Genomic DNA, 19810 nt, shown 5'->3' with positions numbered 1-19810 from the left:
TCCCACCACTCATCCAGGGTGGGATGCGAAATACGCTACCGCCTCAATTCGGAGATAGCCGCCGTCGTCATCGGAGACACTGGACGTGCGGTTGGCGCACACGGTCCCGCTACTAACGCCCGAGCTGTTGCATGTAGGAGACGGGTTGGTTACTCCGTCTTTCATCCCGTCGAAGTTGACAGTGCTCCCCGAGACGCCGCTACCGAAAAGCAGCCCGGTGACCTTGATATCGGAGAGCTCCGCCATGTGGTCGAAGAAGTAGGAGATCTTGTTGTCCTGGTAGTGACCCTTGGTGTTGTTCTCCGTGTCGAACCACTGGTTGCCCAGTGGAATCTGCCACACGAAGGCGGACTTGGCCAGCTGGCTGGTGATGGTCCCGAGGTAATGCTCCCAACGATGGAAGTTCGGGAACGTCGCGTTGAGGGTGTCCCACCATCCCGAGGAATCGTGCATGACGGTCGAGTAATACCCCGCATCGCCGTTGCTGACGTCGTTGAAGAGGAGGTTGTAGTTAGACGTCCCGGCTGGGGCGCCACCGACGCCGCTGGCCTTGGCGAATGCGGCGACTTCGCTCCCAAGACTGACAACGTTCAGGTTCGGGTTCGTCGACGATCCGATGTCCTGCAATGAGGCCCAGTCGCTGATATGAAAGGCGAGCTCAACATTCGGTGCGTACAGGTCTCTTAGATGGAGGAGGGCGAGATTGAAGCCTCGGTAACTGTTCGGATAGGCCGTCACATCTGGATCACCTGAACTCGCAACCGAGGCGGTGAGATTGTTCGGATCGTTTGCGCCCCCGGTGCAGAAGCTATAACAGTGCGAAGCATCGAGGACTGCCTGCTCGGCATAGCCGGAGAGGTCCGGCTCAAGCTGTACGATCACTTTTCCGCCGAACCCGGTTAAGCCTCCGTATGTCCCGGGTCCGAGGCGTTGCATGAGGGTCGTGAAGTCGGCGTAATAAGACGTCATGACCGTCTGGCTGTTCAGGTTGGCCAGGTCGACGTTGGCCTCTGCACAGCTGTTGCAGGGCCCATTCGATTGACGAAGCATGTAATACGGGAATACCGGAGTGTGGCCACCCGCGGCGGCTGACTCGGCATAGGAGACGGGGAACTCCGCGTCGGTGTTCCACCCTTGCCAACCGTGGCCGGTGTTGACTCCGCCGGAAAGGTACTGATACGTGTAGTCGAAGGGAATATGACTGTTCGGGACCCAGCCGTTGAGACCGTTGGCATCCTGGCCAGCAGAGATTCCAATCCCGATGTGGGGAGGCGGCGAGGCCGGAATCGTCACCGGCGCGGGAACGGCGGTCCGGGACGACGCCACGGTCGTGGCCGTGGAGCGAGTGACTGATGCGGTGCTCGGGCGGGCCACGGTTGTGGTGGTCGCAATCGAGGAAGTCGTGGTGGGATTGGTTATCGTCGTGCTCGACGTGTGACTCCTGTTGTGTAGGGACGCGCGAGCCGGAGTCGGAGGTGTCGTCCCGAGCACGAACGCGATAAAGGGGAGCACACCCAAGACGAGCAGGCCGACGACCAACCACCGAAGACGCCGCAGCCTGGAGAGCTTCATCGGATGTCTCCGTTCGCGGCCGGTCGCGCCCCGGCGCACTCCGAGGTCTCGGCCGGATCGGCAGTAACCTTTAAGCCCCGGTCGGGAGGTTAATGGCCGGCGGCCAAGCTGTCGCCCACTGACATTCCGCGCCCCTCCGCAGGTGTTCTGACCTGGGAGTTCTGTTCTCCCTGAGCGACGGCTAGGGGCCGAGTGCGTAAGTCGCCTCGCCGCCGGAGGAGACGTTCTGGAGTTTCTCGTATATCTGGGTTGTCCCAAGTGTCGCCCGCAGGGCGAAGTACGACCGCCAGGCAGGATCCCCCAGCAGCGCAGTCCTGATCCGGTTCCCACCGTCCTGGAGATTGAGGCTCAGGATTATCCAGGTCACTGAATCCTGGGGGTGGGCAAGCGCTGCTGCAAACTGGACGCCGTTGGCGTCGGTTAGGAACGCACGGTCGGGGACCCGGTAGTCGGTCATCAGGTAAAACGCCATCGCTGAGTTGTCCAGGTAGGTCAGAAGAATGTTCCCCCCGTGGTAGTTCGCGGCCATCCAGTTCGCCTCTGTGTGGCCAGGAACCCGAAGGTTGGCGTTTCCGTACACCGCTTCGCGCACCACAAAGGGCTTCTGGTGGGTGGATCCCCAAAATCCCCAGACCGCCACGGGAAGCAGGAGGCTTCCCGCCACCCATCTTCGCGTGCGCGACTCGCCCATCGAGGCGAAGAAAGCGGCGAATAGCGCGACAGCCGGAACCATGGCAAGTGCGAACCGGACGTTGTAGTAACCACCAAAACTCAGCTGGGGAACGTTCGCGGTATTCACCCCGAGATAGAACACGAGCGAATAGAAGACGAAGGGTAAGAGGCTCATGAACACAGGCAGCGAGTCAGCTCGCACCCTCAACCGCCACATGGCGACCAATAGTCCGGCCAGCGCGAGCGCTATCAGCGGCCAGCCAACGGTCCCAGCTACCGAAAACCCGTACATCTTCAGAGCGACGATCGGGTGACCCCGGGCGGGAAGGAGCCGGCCGGGGGTATTCGGATAGTACTTGTGGCTGGACTGCCCGTAGAAGAAGGACAAGAGCGGGTCGTGGAAGATAACCGCGTTGTAGATGACCCAAGCAACACACCCGGCGAAAGCAAGGAGGCTGTACAGGATGACCCAGGCTTCGGCCAGGAGGTACCCCCCGTGTTTCCAGGCGATCCAAGCCAGCACTGGAACTAGGGCAAACGCGATTAGCCAGTCGTCGTAACGGACGAGCGACCCGGCCGCTACCGCCGAGGCACATTTGACGATGTCGGAGGAGTGATGTGTCTTTGTCAGCCGAAACGCATAAAAGAGGCCGGCCACAAATGCGCAGAGCGAAACCGTCTCGCTCATCGCGGTGCTCTGCATGTACAGGAGGCTGGGGTTGGCCATGAGAATCCCTGCGGCAAGCCAGCCAGCTGCGCGACTCGACGTGGCGAGTCTGGCGAAGCGGTACACGTAGGTGGCGGCCAACACATATGCCAGCATCGATGGGATGGCGCCGGCGAGACCGTCCCGGAAAAGGGCATCGCTCCAAATGAACGGCATCATGAGAATGCCAGGTAATGGCAGCCAGGTAGCTCCGAGTTGGGCGAGCCCGGGTGTGCGGCTCGAAATTACGCGTCGTGCGATCAGCTCCCGGACACGGGCGTCGTTGAACAATGTGGTCATGCCGCGCGACTCGTACCAGGCGTAGACGGCGAGGCTCACAGACGCGGCAATTATCCCGACCCACCACGTGTCCGAGACATGCACTCTGAGCCATTTATAGAGGGCGAATACCTGATCTCGGATCGAAACAGGATTTTGTAGCGCCCTGACACGAGTGGGGGCTTCGATCTCTACTTGAACCATACCGATCAGGTACCGTTAACGCTAACGCCGTGCTCGGTCTTGTCCCAGTAGAACGGATTGCGAACCAGGCTGATCAGCCCAACCCAAGCGCCGACACTAAGGATGACCCAATAAAACGGAACGAGGAGGGCGTACCGGGCGAGGTCGGCCAGACCGTGCCGAACGCAGACGTAGGCCCCCGTATAGAAGAGAATGAAGTTCCAGAGGAGGAGACTCACGAGCGACGGGTAGTAGACGTAAGGGGGGTAAAGCGTCTGTATGTAACCCCCCACTTGGGTTCCCTTGGTTGACATGTACACCGCAGTCAAGGTCCACATCAACGGGTTGAGCAGCAACAGCAGCGCAGTGCCCCCCACAAGTACGTGAAAGTCGACGTAGGCGCGAGAGTGGACTTCGCGCCACAGGCGAAACGGGTGTCGCGTGTGGACCAAGAAGGTCTGTAAGTAGCCTTTGATCCACCGTGAGCGTTGTTTGATCCATGGTTGGACTCGCGGAACAGCTTCCTCCCAAGTCACCGAGTCCATCATCGCTACCTTGAATCCCTCCCGGCTCAGGCGCACGGCAAGATCGCAGTCCTCGGTCACGTTGTAGGGGTCCCAGCCACCGATGTGCCGGAGCATTTCGGTCCAGAAGTGATTGGAGGTGCCGCCTAGGGGGACGAAAGCGTGCCGCTGGCCGCGATCGCCTGAGAGCCCAGGCAACAGCTGGTCGTACCAGATGGCGTAGTCAATGGCAAAGAGCCGCGTGAGCGTCGACTGATGTCGGTTATAGAAGTTGAGCCGGGCCTGGACACACACGACTTCCTCAGGCGCGGACCTGAGCGCTGCGACAGCCTTCCTCAACTGATCCGGCTCAGGTTGGTCCTCCGCGTCGTACACCACGACAAACTCACCGGCCGCATGCTGGAGCCCGATATTGAGTGCCCGCGGCTTGGTCCGGATCTCGCCAGGGGCCATGAGTACTGGGCGAATGTTCACGGGAAGCGGATAGGCCGCCACAGCGTTTACGGTTTCCTCGTCGTCAGTTTCGATCAGCAACAAGATCTGGAGACGGTCCGGGGGGTAGTCGATAGCCTCCAGCCGCTGGACTAGCGACGGGATCACCCGACCTTCGCGGTGAAGCGGCACCATCACTGTATAGATAGGGAGTTGGTCGTCCTCCGGAAGGATCGGCTCGCTAGCGATGTTTCCAGACGCACTCTCGCTTCTGACTAGGAGTCGGACCTTGTGCAGCCCGGTCAACAGATAGACGAAGGTGGTCGCGTCGAGGGCAGCTCTCAGGGCGTGATCCGGGGCCCGGTAGAGCCCGACGATGAACAAGGCAAGCAGCGACACGAGCACGCCGACTTGGACCGGGGTGATTACTTGCTTTGCACCGGAGGCAGCAGCGCCCCACGTCGACCAATCCTCCTCGGGCGCGTCGAAGGGAGCGTCTACCAAGATGAGATGCGTTTCGCCGGTCTCGCGGGTGATGGTCACGATTGCAATTAGGAGGGAACGAGCCTGGCTATCACCGTGTCCGTTGGGGCGTCTGGGCGGTAGAGAAGCTGCAACCCTTGCGCCGCCGCTGCGGGGATTTCGAACTCGATCAATCCCGTACGTGAAGTGTGCGGGTCGATAGGAAGGTAGAAGTCGTCGGAACTATTGTCTTGATAGGAAAACACATCACCCCCCCTTCCGATCAGTGAGAAGAACCTCGGCTCGTTGGTAATGGACGATTGCCCCTCATTCCTAATTGTGAGGCTGATATCGACGAATTCGGCCTGGTTACTCTTCTGCAAGCGCTTCGTGAAACTGACGATGGCTAGGCTTCGGTCCGGAAGAGCGATGGGCCCGCTCGCGTTGCTGCCGAGTATGGGACCTGTCCCGGGACTTCCACCGCTAGAAGTAGGGATGATCGCCGTCGGCGTCCCACCCAACCGCGCGGCACCATTCTGATCCTTGTGTTCGGGGCCGCTGGTGCAGGACGCCGACAGGGCAACGAATGCGCCGAGCAGCACGAGCGTTGCGACTCTTGTAGTGAGTTCCGCCATTTTTCAGCCTCTCAGACTGTGGCCGCCCTGAAGGCAGTGATCGTGGCTGATCCAGCTTGGGTCAGGAAGCGCATCCCGCAGAAACCAGATGTGAATGTGGTGTCGTTCGCAGTAGCCATCCATCCGGCTGGTTCGGTTCCCGTGGACGGCCAGACATTGGCCTCCAGCGTCGAGCCGACGGCCTCGAAGTGAATGGTGTAGGCCGTGCCCGCTCTCGCCGCGAATGGCACACTTGTGAGAATCGTGGTTGTTCCTGCGACCTTCTTCTGGATGATCAGGTTGGAGCCGTCGATATAGGCCTTGTACCAGTTGTTACCGTCCGTCCAGCGAAGCACATCACCAAAGTTGCTGCTCGAGAACGCGCTCATCGACCCGGTCGCGAACACCTGCGCGTTGGTGACGGATGGCCCGAGAACAGCGCTGTAGGTGGCGAAGCTCGTGTTGGATACGACGCCAGCCCCATTTGCAACCGAGAACACGTTGAGGTTGTTGGCATCACCACCCCACTTCTGACCATCCGACGCGGTACCCCAGAAGGTCTGATTGCTCCGGCTGAAGTTGTCCATCGCGATCGTGGATCCAGAGCCGGGGAGTGTCGTAGTGGTGGTTGTCGTGGTCGACGGAACGGTGGTGGACGTGGTCGACGTGGTTGTGGACGGGATGGTCGTAGACGTCGTAGAGGTAGTCGATGTCGTAGAGGTAGTCGATGTCGTAGAGGTGGTCGATGTCGTAGAGGTGGTCGTGGTGGTCGGAGGTGGCCCGGAGCTGCTCAGGTTGTAAGCCTGGAATGAAGTGATTGTGGCGGCCCCGGATTGGGTGAGGAAGCGCATGCCGCAGGTCCCGGAGGTAAAGGTGGTGTCGTTCGCTGTCAGCATCCATCCGGCTGGTTCTGCGCCGGATGATGGCCAAACGTTGGCGGAAAGGGTCGAACCCAACGCCCTGAAGTGAATGGTGTACGAAGTGGCAGCGTTCGCGCTGAACGGCATGGTGGCAATGATCGATGTCGTTCCACCCACCTTCTTTTGGAGAATGAAGCTGGAGCCGTCGATATACGCCTTGTACCAGTTGTTGCCATCGGTCCACCTGAGAACGTCACCAAAGTTGGCATTTGAAAACGCACTCATAGATCCCGTTGCGAAATCCTCCGCGTCGGTGGCGGAAGGTCCAAGGACCGCGCTATAGGTGGCAAAGCTACTGGAAACCATACCTGTGTTGTTTGAAATCGAGAACAAGTTGAGGCCATTGGCATCGCCTCCCCAGACATGGCCGTCTGAAGCGGTTCCCCAGAAGGTCTGGTTGGATCGTCGAAAGTTGTCACTCGCCAGGAGTGGGGGTCCCGACGGCAATGTCGTAGTCGTGGTCGTCGGAGCCACCGTCGTCGAGGTAGTCGACGTAGTCGTGGTCGTCGGAGCCACCGTCGTCGAAGTAGTCGACGTAGTCGTGGTCGTCTGAGGCACCGTCGTCGATGTCGTGCTAGTCGACGTAGTCGTGGTCGTCTGAGGAACCGTCGTCGAGGTAGTCGACGTAGTCGTGGTCGTCTGAGGCACCGTCGTCGAAGTAGTCGTCGTAGTCGTGGTCGTCTGAGCCACCGTCGTCGATGTCGTGCTAGTCGACGTAGTAGGTGAACTGGTTGTCGTGGTCGTAGATCCCGACTGGACCGCCTCGACGATGGCGTTGTTGAACTCTTCGTCGAACCAAATTCGGTTCTGGGAGTCGACGTTCAGACCGTCATGCGGATGTCCGCCGTTCGGACTGGTGAAGACGTTGAAAGCAGAGCTGCTAGGAGTGAACGATCCGAACGTATTCTGAAGAGAGTCGTCGAACCAGATAAGACCGTTTGCGTCCACAGCAATCCCGGACGTGTGCGTGCCGCAATTGGAGCAGGTGCGTGAATAGCTGAACTCGGTAACGCCTTTGTTGGTGCCTGGTTGGGCCTGAGACAGGTCCAGGGTTCCGATCTCTCCTACGAACCCTTCGGACCACCAGGGGTTACCGTTCGGGCCGATGGTTATCAGGTGAGGAGTCAACCCAGATGTATTGCCGTTGCGAATCTTGTACTCCGTCAGCGTCCCAGCCGTGGTGTACTCAGCGATCAGGGCCACAGAGCTGTTGTTTTCCGTAAACCAGACGTTGTCTGAGCTGTCGACCGTGATCCCATACGGCTGGCTGTTCGTGGCCGGGGTAGCGACTTCGTTGAATGTCTGAGTACTGGGATCGAAGGAGCCGATCTTGTTGCCGTAATGCTCCGTGAACCAGACCTTGCCGTGGGAATCAATAGCTAGGTCCCAGGGTCCTGATCCTGAAGTTGGGACCGCCCATTGTGACACCTGAGTCGTCGATGGGTTGTACCTGCCGATGCTGTTGCTCATCGGCATCGCGAACCAAACGGCGCCCGACGAGTCGACTTGCACGAACAACGGCTGCCCATAACCCGTGGGAAGGTCGACAGTTGTGGTCCAGGACCCGGTGGCCGGATCGAAAAGTCCGAGCTTCCCAGGAAAGGTGCTGGAACAAGTGGGTGATGGATCACACTGGGGCATCGCGACCCAGACGCGGCCGGCGTTGTCGAATGCAGTTCCCCAAGGATCGCTGTAGGGCGTCGGAAAACTGCTGGTGCTCGTGATGCTCGACGCTCGAGCCGAGGGGGACCAGACGCCGGCTATCCAGGCGAATACGAACACGACTCCGGCAACTACAAGTATTCGCTTCCCGACTGCCCCTGATGCCGCGACCGTCCGCCTTCGGGACCTCATCTCCTAAACAGAGAAGGGTGGTCGCTTCCCGATACGTGATTCTCAATCAATTTGGTGCCAAATTGGTATTGGCGATACGGAGGGGCGTCGCAGACCGCCGCTGGGTCGGGTCAGTCAGCCACCGCGACCCGAGGGACCGTCCTCGGCGGGCGCTCAGAAGTGGATTCGAGGTACCAGGCCATCGTTCGGCCAACACCCGTAACAAGGTCAGTTTTCGCACGGAAGTTCAGGATCTCGAAAGCCTTCTCCACGTCGTAAACACGGCTGTGAGTAAGGAAGTCGAGCCGGTCCCGGGTCAGGGGCGCCCGCTGCCGGAGCCTGGCAGGCAGAGCATCGAACGTCAGAGCCGCTACCCAGGCTAGGGCCAGCGGTATACGGCCCACAGGCAGGAAGGTTCCACCGGCCCTGGCGATCGTGTCTGCGAGCTGGGCAAGCGACACGACTTCTTGGCCAGCCACGTTGAGGCACTCGCCGACCGCCTTGGATTCCGAGGCGCAGCGTACGAACGCGTGGGTCATGTCATCGATGTAGATAGGGTGCAGCCACACCTCTCGTCGTCCGATTGGCCGGAACTGCCGGCGCAGGATGGCATCGTAGAATTTCAGGAGGTGCCAGTCCCCAGGACCGTACACGAGGCCAGGACGGACGATTACCCCCGGAAGACCAAGCTGGATCGCCGCGCGCACCGCGAGCTCAGCTTCGGACTTCGTTGCCTCATAGACGTTGCTGGGCCGCATCGGTGCCTCTTCGTCCGCAGGCTTGTCTCCGGTAGGCCCGAGCACTCCAGTCGTGCTGCAGTGCACGAAGCGCCTGAGACTCGATACCTGCCTGGCGCACTCCAGCAGAAGCTGGGTTCCCTCGACATGTGTACACCGGTACTGCTCAGGTGGCTCACCTGGCTCGAGAAGCTTCCCCGCGAGGTGGTAGACGCAACTTACGCCGTCCAGCCCGGCTTCGAGAGCCGAGCGATCTGCGACGTCGCCGAGAATTGGCTCGGCGCCGAGACGCCATTGCTCCTCCGCCTGTTTCGCCCGTCGAACAAGCACCCGGACCCTAACCCCTCTGGCGACCAGTTCTCGCACGAGCGCAGACCCGAGGAATCCCGCGCCGCCTGTTACTAGGACGGTACCGCTGGTTCCACTTTCAGCTTGCGGGAGCGGGCTCTGCTGACTCACTGAGGCCTTCGACACTCGAGATCGGGCGCTTGCCGAGGAAGGCGACGGCCTTCGAACGCCCGACTTCTCCCGCCACCCGGGCGAGGGTTGGCACGTGGGTGAGCATGTTGGTGTAGGCGGCGTTTGCTAGTGGGCAATAACACTCGCCAGCCTTGATGCTCCGGCGCAACTCCTGCGCTTTCCCGGTGCGCCATACTGTACCGAAGTCGTAGTTATGCTCGCGCAGGTTCCCCATGGACTGTGCCCTGATGCAACACGTCCATACATCACCGTTGGGCGCGATCTGAGCAGAAGCAACACCCGCCATGCACGGAATGATCTGCTTCTGCTCTCGAAGGGTCCGCTTGACTATCTCGTAGTACCGGCGCCGGAAAGCCTGCGTCACCTCGGCCACGCCGAGCAGGCGTTGCCCTCGCAAACTGTCGAGAAGAACGTCGATGGCAACCTCGTACCTCTCCGCTGTGGGGGTTATTCCGAGCCCGACCGTGTCGAGCTCAACGCGCTCCTCGGCGATCTCGGTTATGTACTGATCCGGCTTCAACTCCTTCTGAACAAACTCGCACAGCTCCGGAAATGAGTCGATATTGAAGTTGGAGAGGACCGTGTGGATTCCCAAGGTCAGGTTGCTGTACTTGCTCTTCAATTCCTTGAACTGCTGGTATGTGCTCATCGCGCGTCGCCAGTTGTTCGGGACGCCACGAATTTCGTCGTGCTTCTCGCCGTAGCCATCGATCGACAGGTTCACGACTACTTCCGACTCGGGTGCCACTTGCAGAACTCGCTCGATCCGACCGGGAATGACCCGGTCGAGAATGCCGTTCGTCGGAATGTTGATTATCCCCGGCCGGCAGTGCCGGTATGCACTCTCGACCATTTCGGGTAGGTCAGGTCGCCAGGTCGGCTCTCCCCCGCTGAAGGTGAACCAGTAAGGAGCCTTACCAAGCGACTGAAAGACCAGATCCCACTCGTTGAGGGTCAGATCATCGTTAGGCAGTTGCCACACGTTGCAGGTCTTGCAGCGCGAGTTGCACTTGTAGCTGACGCTTACCGTTATGTTCACAGGCAGCGTCGTAACCCGTCCGCTCATGTACGAGGCTTTGAGGGCCGGTATCTGGCCGAGCACTTCTGTCATCCCCACGACGATCGGACCTCCTCGGACGTGCGATCCAAGTGGGAGAGCCGAGAACTTGCAGTTAGGTCGACCACAACGTCGCCACAGGGCTCATTCGAATCATCGCGGGTGGCCGGTAACCTTCCTGTACTTCGCACGGCGCTTACTTGCTCAGCTATGTTCGTCTTCGTGGTGCTGACCGTTTCCCAAATGTGATGCGGTCGGTGCCGGCGGAAGTCGTAATAGCCCAGCCCCCTAGCCGTTCCCTCGAGGGCCACCGCGCCTAGGGTCCAGATAACCGACCGAAGACCGATTTGAACGATGCGCCACACGCTCATGGTGGAGGCGACATAGCCGTCCTGCTTGGCGATTTCATGATGCCCGGCCGCGATCCTCCGTCGCTGCCTAAGGAAATCGGCAACCGTCGTCGGTCCCTTGTTGTAAACGAAGGCTCGCGTTTCGTACACCAGCCGATACCCGAGTTCGTTAATGGCGACTTCGATAGAGATCTCGTCGACTGCAGTATCTGAAGGGATGCCAGTGATGACGTTCCGGAATGCGACGATCTCCCCTAGTTTCGGTGTCCGCCGGGCAATCCGGTCGTGAAGCCGCCACAGAAGGTGAACCGAGTGGCCAATGAAAGTCTCGTCGTCATTGACCGGAACCGGGTGGCCACCCACCATTCCGACCGTGGGGTCCTTGAAGTGCTGGAGCAGCTCGCCGACGGACCCGTAAGCTACCACGGTGTCAGCGCCGACCATGAGAAGAATCGGGGACCGGGCAGCCTCGATGAAGAGGTTGATCGCCGAAGCCTTGCCCGCCCGCTCCTCCTGAACGATCAGTTGGATCCGGGGGTCAACAGCCGCGAGCCCCGCGACGATTTCGACGGTCGAGTCGGTGCAGCCGCTGGCGACCACAATCAGCTCGGCGACCTTCCCACACGAGACCTGCTGATTGAGCACGCTAGTGATTGCTTCGGCGATGTTGGCTTCCTCGTTGTACGCCATGATGCCGACGCTGCACGAGAGCAACGCGTCGTCGGAAGACCGCTCCCGGCCCTTTGTTCTCCGTGGCGCCGACGCGGTTGAAGCCAACTTTTCTCGCGACCGCGCGCCACTGGCGGCGAATTCGCCCCCGAATCGGCGCCGTTTGCCATCTAGCAGGTCAGCTTTCACAGTTGCCGTTACAGAGCACGACCCGTCTTGATAGATACAAATTGTCCCTACACGTATCAGGCCGGTCGGCCCTAGCCTCTTTTCTGATGATCGCCACGACAGGCACCATCAACCTGTCATGGGGAGCAGGGACAACAACACAGCGTCCTAGACCGCCAAAGGGCGATCTCCGAAGGGGAAAGAATATGAAGTGTCCGCGCTGCGATGAGGAAACCCCTGACGACGGGCTGAACTGCACGGCATGCCACATCAATCTGTACTGGGCGAAGTACCACTACCAGGCACTTTCCGAGCTCCGGGCGGGGCAAGGGCTGGGCAGCTCCGCTGCTGCCGTTCCGTCCTTCCTGGTGAGGGCGCATGACGACGCCGTCGCCGAAAGAGAACGGCACCCCGACGCGGTGGCGCTAAAAGTCCGGACCTTCCGCCGCCGGGTCGGCGAAGGACGGCCGTAACCCTATTCCAACTCCAGCACGCGGGACTATCAACGGTGGCTCTCTGGCCATCCTGACGATGTGGGCTGGCAGACCGGCCCAGCGCACGCCTTGAACCAGGCGGGCGTTTCGGCCTGTGCCGGATCGGTGAAATTGCCTTGGCCTGGGACAAGGGCCGTTCTCCAGAGGAAGTAATGCCCCCTGCCATATGTGTTCTTGAAAGGAACCACAGCCACAAGGTCGTAGTTCCTCGATTCAGCCATCTTCTCGGCCAAGAAGAAGGCCTGCTGTGGGAAGTAGACGAAGCTCAGCTCGACCAGATCGTAGTAACCGGTCTGAACGCCCTTGATCAGAGCGTCTCGTCCAAAGTACTCGACGTGCGACTCGTCGAAGTAATACGGGTAGTAGAAGCTGTTCCACTGCCACTCTTGCGTCACGTCCCGGGCGTCGAAACGGGCGACCTCGATGTCCTCAGCGAGTATGCGCCCGGTACCGTCCCGGAGCTGGGTATGTAGCGAGTAACCCAATCCCGATGTGTTGGCCCACTCCCCATACAGGGAGTGGGCCTGCTGGAGTCCGAGCGCGGCGATAACAGCGACGACCGCGATGCCGGCAACCCATTGCGGTCGCCGAGTCTGCAGGGCGTGTCGTGCGTCAACGGAAAGCCAGTCCAGGCTCACCCCAGCCAAGGGCGCGGCGAAGAACAGGCCGTATGCCAGGTGCTTCTCGAAAGACACCGGCTCGGACATGTAGATGTGGTAAGCGGGAGTAAGGAGAGACGTGCCAAGCAGACCCAGGCCGAGGAATCGGAGCCTTCTCTGGCTGAACAGCACGATTCCGCCGAAAATTGCCATCGCATAAAGGGGGCCCACGAGTCCCAAGCCGTGAGTGAAGAGGTGGAGCCGATTACCCGGGTTGCTGATGGAGCGATTGGTAGTGCTCCCTTTGATCGCGTGAAAAGCGGCATGGTCAACCGCGAAGTAGGCGACCCCCATCGCTACCGCTAGCGAGAACACGGCAGCGAGGGTCCTAGCTACCACTCGCTTCCAACCACCAGTCTTCCAGCTGTAGATCACCATTAGCCCGAGTACGGGTGGAGCAAACAGCAACCCGGCGTACTTAGTCAGTACCCCGAGCACAAAAATAGGTCCTAGCAGAAGGACCAGGAATGGGCGCTCCGAACTTGCCCCGTTGATGGCGACGAGAGTCCCGAGCGCAATGAACAGCAGGCACAGCGCGTCAAAGGTTGCCAGCCGCCCGACGAAGAGAACTACTCCCGAGAACGCATAGGTCGCCGAGGCGAATAAGGCTGCCGAACGCTGAAATAGCCTCGCCGTGACGTGGTAGACGATCGCAGTGACACCCAACATGCAGCCGAGGCTGAACAGGCGGGCCAGGCCCAGTCCACCGATGCGATCCAGAGACCCCCCGATGACCGGATATATGAGCGGGTACCCCGAGAAGTACTTGGCGTAGTGGTCTAGAGGCGCCGGACCTCCCAGCCAGTGACCGACGATCGTCCGCCCGGCGTATAAATACAGAGCCTCGTCCTGGAAGGCGGTGTTGTGCAATAGAGCGACCGAGACCAACGCCTGGACGGCCATCACCATTGCCAAGGGCCAACGGGCAAGCGCACCGATCGCACGGCTCGTCGTCGTTGGAGCGATTTCGGCGGGGAGGAAGGTCGCGGCCATCGACACCTAACCCAGGCCCGGTTGGCGTTGGCTGAACACGATTGGAACGGATCCCCGACCGTTGATGATCGTCAAATCGTGGACCCTCCATCCCCACCTCAGTTGGGGAACCTCACAGCCGTCGTGTACTGAGCACTGGTCGAACTCTCCGCCGACTTCGAGGCCTAGAACAGAGTGATCCAACAGACTCTGACCAAGGTAAGTGCTTGCCGCGGCAACGAAGTCGCGAAGGCCGAGGACTAACCGGCCGCTATCCGACTGAGCTGGAGAATCAAGGAAGAATGCAACTGGGGTCGCCGCAGTTCCTCCCTTGATGCGGCAAACGTGCCAGGTCGATCGGACTGCCTTCCCGTTGACAGTAAGGACAGTCGAAAATGGCACAGGGGCGGTTCCGCCGGAGCAAGTTGCGATTGCGTGTTGATACAGAATGACGATCAGCTCGACGTCGCCAGCAACTGGGGGCCGGCCTGGGCGCGCAGCTTGTTCCAGCCAGATGTCATAGATGAAGTCCCGCGGCAAGGTGGGGGGGAAGGCCTTCCCGAGCGCGTAGTCGAGCGACAGGCGTAGATCGTTGCTGTCGCCCAGGAGTTCGGATACGCGCACTGGGAACGGGCGAGTTGGGCAGGTACCGCAGAACGAGACATCGTTCAAGTTGTATCCATAAGCTACTTCGGGATAGCCGGCCGGTCCGTAGTTGGTCGCCTTGAGGTCGCCAAGCGCGAGGTCATTGGTCACTCCGGTCGGGCCGGAGCACTGGCGGATCGACCCGGCTGACTTCCAGGTGTTGTAGAGGTTGGCTTGAACAACGCCGTTCTGAAGTGGAAACTGCCCGCCAACGCCAGCTGGTCGAGTCGCAGAGTTACAACCGTACAGAGGAGCTGTTACTGCGACGACCGCGAATTGCGGCTTCTCGCCGACCCACGTCCCGTTGTCAGCGATCACCGAGGCTCCGAACCGATAGGTTCCAACCTCGGTTGGCTCAGTGGCGCCACCATACCCTCCGCCGTACGTAACGATGAAAGTTGAAGACGGGAGAAGGCGAATTCCTTTCACGTTGATGGTCCGCCCCTCGATGGTCACAGATCCCGTAGATGCCATTACTCGTCCCGGGGCCAGTACCTCGGTACTCGGGGCCGACCAACCGACCGGGACATCGATGCCGACGGTTCCGCTGTCAACCCCTGCTTTACCCGCTCGGACCGAAAAGCTCAGAGTCGTCCAAGCCCCCGCTGGCACGTGACCTGGCTCGACGGAAACGACTCCGGGGCGCGGCCTCGGGCTAGCCCCAGGATCCGCGAGGCCTCCAGCCCGCGCCGTAGCCGCCAAAACCTCCAGGATCACGGCAGCCGCCAAGAAGAAACGGAGCGTGCGCGTTCGGTCATAGACCGCGCGATGCCGGGGCCGGTACGCAACCACGAGCTATCCCACCCTGGCCGACGACTGGGGCGCAACTTCACCTCGGTTTGCTCCATGTCCGAGGTCGACCAGGTCGTTACGCCACGTCATCAGCGACGAGGGATCCGATCCAACCGACCATTCCTTCACCTGCTGCGCCGTCGGCGCCAACTCCGGACCACCTTCGTGGTACAAGACTACATAGACGTTCGGGGTGCTCCTGATCGCGCGTCCGAGACCGGCTAGCCACGCTGATTTCTCCACCGAGGGCCCATTCACGCTCACGTCAAGGAAGAACGGCTTCGTGGGGTAGCGACTCTGAAGATCATGCAGAACGACGTTGGGATTGCCCCACACTGTCCCCGGATAGTTGATGAAGTTCTGGAGCACAGCATCGACAGAAGCGAGCGGCGGAGCGAACTCCTGATCGTGGAGCGGATCGGCCGGTGCCCAAACCCACGCGACGTTCCTAGCTCCGTGGCTGCGAAAAACCGATCTCACGTGCAGCCAGGCCTTTGGCACGTCCTCGGGGATCCCGCCGTTCGCCACCCCGGACGACACCGACCAGTTACGGTCAACATGGGTAAGGATCGTCAGGAAGACGGGCTTTCCGTAGTCGCGAATCTCCGTCGCCCACCGTCCTACGGCGCCATCATCTACGCCGTTTATGATCGCAGGCAGGCTCGCAGAGAGCGGAACGGCGCCGCCGCGCCCAAACTCGCCGAACTGCAGCGTTATCCATGGTTGCCCCCCGTCTGCAGCAACTTCTTCGGCCCATCGACCCGGGAAGTGATCCGATAAATCCAAGGTTCTCCCTACAACGGCAGCCGTGCCTCCCAAGTCTTCGGCGACCAACTGCCTTTCGATGCTCAACAACTGCGCTGGGATTGACACCCCGGCGTACGGAGCGCCCGGATGTCCAACCCCGATTGCGAATTGTTTGGAGGCCTCTGGAGCGAACAGCCCGGCCGATTTCAGTTGCCCCGCTAGCAGAAGAGGGACAGCCAAGAGTGCTGCCGCACCGAGGTTCCATACGGGCCGAAGCCCAACGGGCCGATGTTCGAGCCGAGACGGGTACGGAGTTGTCGAGCTCGTTTCGCTGATCTGAGGACCCTGTGACTGAGCTCGTTGGGTGCGAAGGTCACTTATGGCCAGCCACAAGAACGCACTCAGCATCAGCAAGGTATAGACGACCCACCACAGGCTGATAAACATCGACGCGTGCTGTCGGGCGCCCACCTGGGTGGCCCAGACGATCGTGCCAAGGCACGCCAAGGCGCACAGGATGTAGGTACGCAGGTACCTGAGAGACTGCTTGGCGTGTCGCCGCTTGGCGGTTACGGCAAATGACGCCCTCCGCCCGCTGGCAACCGTGATGAAGCTCGCAACGAGTGTAGGAAAGCTTCCGAAACCCATCACGATTCCCCTGAGGCCCGTGACGCCCCGCGCGGAGTACCAGAGAGCGGAATAGCTGAGAATCCCGTATGGCACGAAATGCGAGAGGTACTGACCGAGACTGGCACTGCGGACCGCGGGCACGCCGGTCGCTATGAATATCATCGGGCAGACGAGGTACACGACGTCTCTGATCCCGCTTAGATAGTGCGTACACGCAAGGAAGTACTGGACTCGCTGTATTCCTCGCAGTCCACCTCGTTTAGGCAAGAAGATGTCCCGCCAGTTAGTTCTCAGAACACCGAGCGTTCCGACAGCCCAGCGTCGCTGCTGCTTGAGATATGACGGAAGATCGAGAGGTCCAAGTCCCGTGGCGAGCACCTCGGTCAAGTAAATGCCCTGCCACCGCGCGTGCAAGGCTATCGACGCCGCGAAGTCCTCCGTCACCGAGTTCTGTGGTAATCCGCCAATCTCGTCGAGGGCGGCCGCTCGGATTACAACATTGGTACCGCAAATGAAGGCGGAGTTGTGCGCCGCCTTGCCTGGGCAAAGCAAGTTGTAGAACAACGATTGCTGGTCGTCCGCCCAACGCGACACGGGATTCGTCCGGTTGGCGTAGTACTGACCCGTCTGAACCCAACCCACTTTCGGATCCGCGAAGGACGGAACTGTCCTCAGAAGAAAGTTGGAGCTAGGAACCTGGTCAGCGTCAAATATGACGAGGAGAGCCTTGCGGGTGATCCTGAAGCATCGACGAGCGTGTTCGATGTTTCCGGCTTTAGCGCCCCCGGAGTGGCGTCTGCTCACGCACGCTGCCCCGAGGCTCCGAGCCATGGACTCGACTTCTTTCCAATCGGAGTAACCGGCGGCTCGACCGTCGTTGCAGACGATCACTCTCACGCGTGCGTTCGGATGTTGAGCGACATAACGCTCGCGTGCGACGAGACACGCCTGAACCGTCGGCCGCAATACCTCCGGGCCTTCATTGAGAGTTGGGACGAGGATGAAGATCGGGAATTGCGTCGGGTCGTCCAGTTGTCGCGTCTTGGGTGCCTCCCAAGGCCACAGAGTGACCTGAAAGCCAAGCACGTGGATTGCTCCCAGCGTCTCTGCTCCCAGAAGTGGTATCGCGATCCACCAGCCGCTCCAGTTGGTCACGACGAACCGCCAACTCACATAGTCGATCCCACCGACCACCACTCCGAGCGCGAGCACCATCCGGACGGTCTCGTCGCGATTGGCCTTGTTCACGAGCATGAAGCCCAGGCCGATAGCCAGTACGCACGGGATGAGGAACGGACCGGGGTGGGCGTACGCGATCCATCCCCCAGCCACGACGAGGACCCCAACCGACGCCATGGAATTGAACCTTTCGAGGAACCGAACGACGCCTGGATGCCGCCGCACCTCCTCGGTATCGGGCTCGGCGTCCCCGACGTCCTCGGCGCCCGCCGCGTCCCGGGAATCCACGGAGTCCCCGGTGTCCGCGGAGTCCAATCGTCGATCCAGGGCAGCGGCTGAGTCGTCAAGATCCATCCCCAGAGTGACGACCGATCTTTCGTCTCCGAGGCTCTCGCCTCGGGGGTCGACCGTTGCTGACTGAGGTAACTCCGGAGGCTTGAGGCTGTCCCAACTCTCCCACGTGTCCCACCCTGGAGCGTGCAGAGTTGGGAACGGCCGAAGCGACGGAAGCGAAATGAGCTTCGACTCTGACCGACCCTCACTCGGCACGAAATCCCTCACAGGTCCCGGTGGACTAGATGGGACCCGAATCTCCTCAGGCTCGACAGCGTGCGGACGGACGTCGGGCACCAGGGTCAGGGCGAGGAAGTTCAGACAAGCCATCGCCAAGAACACGAGAACATTCCTGTGCAGCAAGGTGGCGGCGATCACCGTGTTGAGCGCCAGGAGCGCTGCTACGGTCACCCTCAGCGAGTCGGGCGCTCCGCTCCACCAACCGAGCATCTTGGCAATGAGCCCTCCACCGCGCCGGAGCCGTTGGCTCCTCGCTGTGACCGTCTGTCCGATCCTTTGATGGACGAACGCAAAGGGACCCCAGTGGCGCACGCGGCGATTTCGACTGACCACAACACTGACAAGTCCTAGAGCGAGAAACGGCTCCCAGGGCCTGGGCCTCTCCAAGAAGAGCCACAGCACCGCAGCGAACACGCTGAGTACCAGCAGTCTGGAGACGCGTGCGGCGGGCTCCGGTCCGAGCCAGCCGCGGACGTCCCTCACCCCCGTTTCCTGACCGTTAGGCGAGTTTTCGAGTTCGAGGCCGTGCTCCTCGAGGCTGAGGCAATAGTCCGCGGAGGCGGACTCAGCCGGAGGACGCTCAGTCTCGATACTCACGGCCCTCCCTCCCTGGCCTCCCCCAACCCCGTCAAAGCTTCCATATCAGGCGTGCGCTACTTGAAGCGGTCCGACGGGTCGCCGGAACCTAATGACGGTTGCGACGCGTAGACGGAAGATGTGTACGAGGAAGCGCATACCCTCACGGAAAGTCGCCTTGCTCGTTCCGCCGAACCGTGGCGCAAAGTCAAACCCGATTTCTCCGACCCGCAGATACTTGGTTCGCAAGATGACCTCGAGCAGGATCTTGTAGCCGATCGGCCGAAGTCGTTCGATGTCGACGGCAGCGATCCGAAAGGAGAAGAAGCCGCTCATCGGATCCGACACCGCTCGGAGCCGCCTCGGGAACATCACCCGCGCCAAGTCCGTAACCGCGCGGGAAACGGTTCTTCGAGTTTGATTGCTCAGCCCACCGGCCTGTCCTCCATCGGAGTACCGGCTGGCGACAATTAAATCAAACGCCTGAACGTTGAGAGCCTCGACCAATAGTGGAACACACTCTGGTGGGTGTTGGAGGTCGCCGTCCATCACGACGGCAAATTCTCCAGAAGCCACCCGCAACCCAGCAACGACGGCCCCGCCCAAACCGCCCGTTCGCTCTCCGGGAGGTCGATGGACGCAAATGACGGGCACCACCGCAGTGTCAGATACCTTCTCGATGATCGAGGGCGTGTGATCGCTGCTGTCGTCGGCGAAGATGATCTCCGCGGAGATACCGCTTAGTGCGGCGACTAAACGCTCCACTAGAGGCTCGACGCACTCTGCCTCGTCCTTGGTGGGAACTATGACGCTAACTTCTGGTTTCAGATCGCCCATCTAACGTGCCCCTTGCTGAGTCTTACGGTGCTGTCAGTTGTCTGTCGT

At 60.6% G+C, this 19810-nt stretch carries 12 protein-coding genes; 1 reads left to right on the top strand and 11 read right to left on the bottom strand.

What is annotated here, in order from left to right; all coding sequences use genetic code 11:
• Nucleotides 1-9: 9 nt before the first annotated feature.
• From VFZ97_18580 to VFZ97_18550, 7 genes are all read right to left on the bottom strand, one after another.
• Nucleotides 10-1572, bottom strand: a complete 1563-nt coding sequence (locus tag VFZ97_18580; GenBank protein HEX6395448.1) for a hypothetical protein — start codon at nt 1570-1572, stop codon at nt 10-12.
• A 181-nt stretch (nt 1573-1753) separates the two neighbouring features.
• On the bottom strand, nt 1754-3433 hold the full coding sequence (locus tag VFZ97_18575) for a glycosyltransferase family 39 protein (GenBank protein ID HEX6395447.1): 1680 nt from the start codon (nt 3431-3433) through the stop codon (nt 1754-1756).
• Nucleotides 3434-3438: 5 nt separating this feature from the next.
• Complete coding sequence (locus VFZ97_18570) at nt 3439-4911, bottom strand: glycosyltransferase (protein ID HEX6395446.1); 1473 nt, start codon at nt 4909-4911, stop codon at nt 3439-3441.
• 565 nt (nt 4912-5476) lie between these two features.
• Nucleotides 5477-8218: a hypothetical protein gene (locus tag VFZ97_18565; GenBank protein ID HEX6395445.1), complete on the bottom strand. Its 2742-nt coding sequence runs from the start codon at nt 8216-8218 to the stop codon at nt 5477-5479.
• 110 nt (nt 8219-8328) lie between these two features.
• Nucleotides 8329-9393 (bottom strand): NAD-dependent epimerase/dehydratase family protein, encoded by a 1065-nt coding sequence (locus VFZ97_18560; GenBank protein ID HEX6395444.1) that lies wholly within the window; start codon nt 9391-9393, stop codon nt 8329-8331.
• Nucleotides 9362-10525, bottom strand: a complete 1164-nt coding sequence (locus VFZ97_18555) for a radical SAM protein (GenBank protein HEX6395443.1) — start codon at nt 10523-10525, stop codon at nt 9362-9364. The genes VFZ97_18560 and VFZ97_18555 overlap by 32 nt, the downstream gene beginning before the upstream one ends.
• Nucleotides 10522-11679 (bottom strand): glycosyltransferase, encoded by a 1158-nt coding sequence (locus tag VFZ97_18550; protein HEX6395442.1) that lies wholly within the window; start codon nt 11677-11679, stop codon nt 10522-10524. Before VFZ97_18550 ends, VFZ97_18555 begins: the two co-directional genes overlap by 4 nt.
• A 185-nt stretch (nt 11680-11864) precedes the next feature.
• Here VFZ97_18550 and VFZ97_18545 point away from each other — a divergent pair, with 185 nt between their 5' ends.
• Entirely contained in the window at nt 11865-12131 is a 267-nt protein-coding gene (locus VFZ97_18545; protein HEX6395441.1) for a hypothetical protein, read from the top strand.
• Between the two features lie 29 nt (nt 12132-12160).
• Here VFZ97_18545 and VFZ97_18540 read toward each other — a convergent pair whose 3' ends face one another.
• The 4 genes from VFZ97_18540 to VFZ97_18525 all read right to left on the bottom strand — a co-directional run bounded on the left by VFZ97_18540 (nt 12161) and on the right by VFZ97_18525 (nt 19762).
• Complete coding sequence (locus VFZ97_18540; protein HEX6395440.1) at nt 12161-13804, bottom strand: glycosyltransferase family 39 protein; 1644 nt, start codon at nt 13802-13804, stop codon at nt 12161-12163.
• A 6-nt stretch (nt 13805-13810) separates the two neighbouring features.
• A complete protein-coding gene (locus tag VFZ97_18535; GenBank protein ID HEX6395439.1) occupies nt 13811-14902 on the bottom strand; it encodes a hypothetical protein in 1092 nt (363 codons plus the stop codon).
• 321 nt (nt 14903-15223) lie between these two features.
• Nucleotides 15224-18946 (bottom strand): glycosyltransferase, encoded by a 3723-nt coding sequence (locus tag VFZ97_18530; GenBank protein HEX6395438.1) that lies wholly within the window; start codon nt 18944-18946, stop codon nt 15224-15226.
• Between the two features lie 45 nt (nt 18947-18991).
• Nucleotides 18992-19762: a glycosyltransferase gene (locus tag VFZ97_18525; protein HEX6395437.1), complete on the bottom strand. Its 771-nt coding sequence runs from the start codon at nt 19760-19762 to the stop codon at nt 18992-18994.
• Nucleotides 19763-19810: the final 48 nt, after the last annotated feature.

Source organism: Acidimicrobiales bacterium (assembly GCA_036378675.1).
In the GTDB taxonomy this organism is placed as follows: Bacteria; Actinomycetota; Acidimicrobiia; order Acidimicrobiales; family Palsa-688; genus DASUWA01.
Note: the sequence above shows the minus strand (reverse complement) of the source record. Positions and strands in the feature narration are given on the sequence as shown.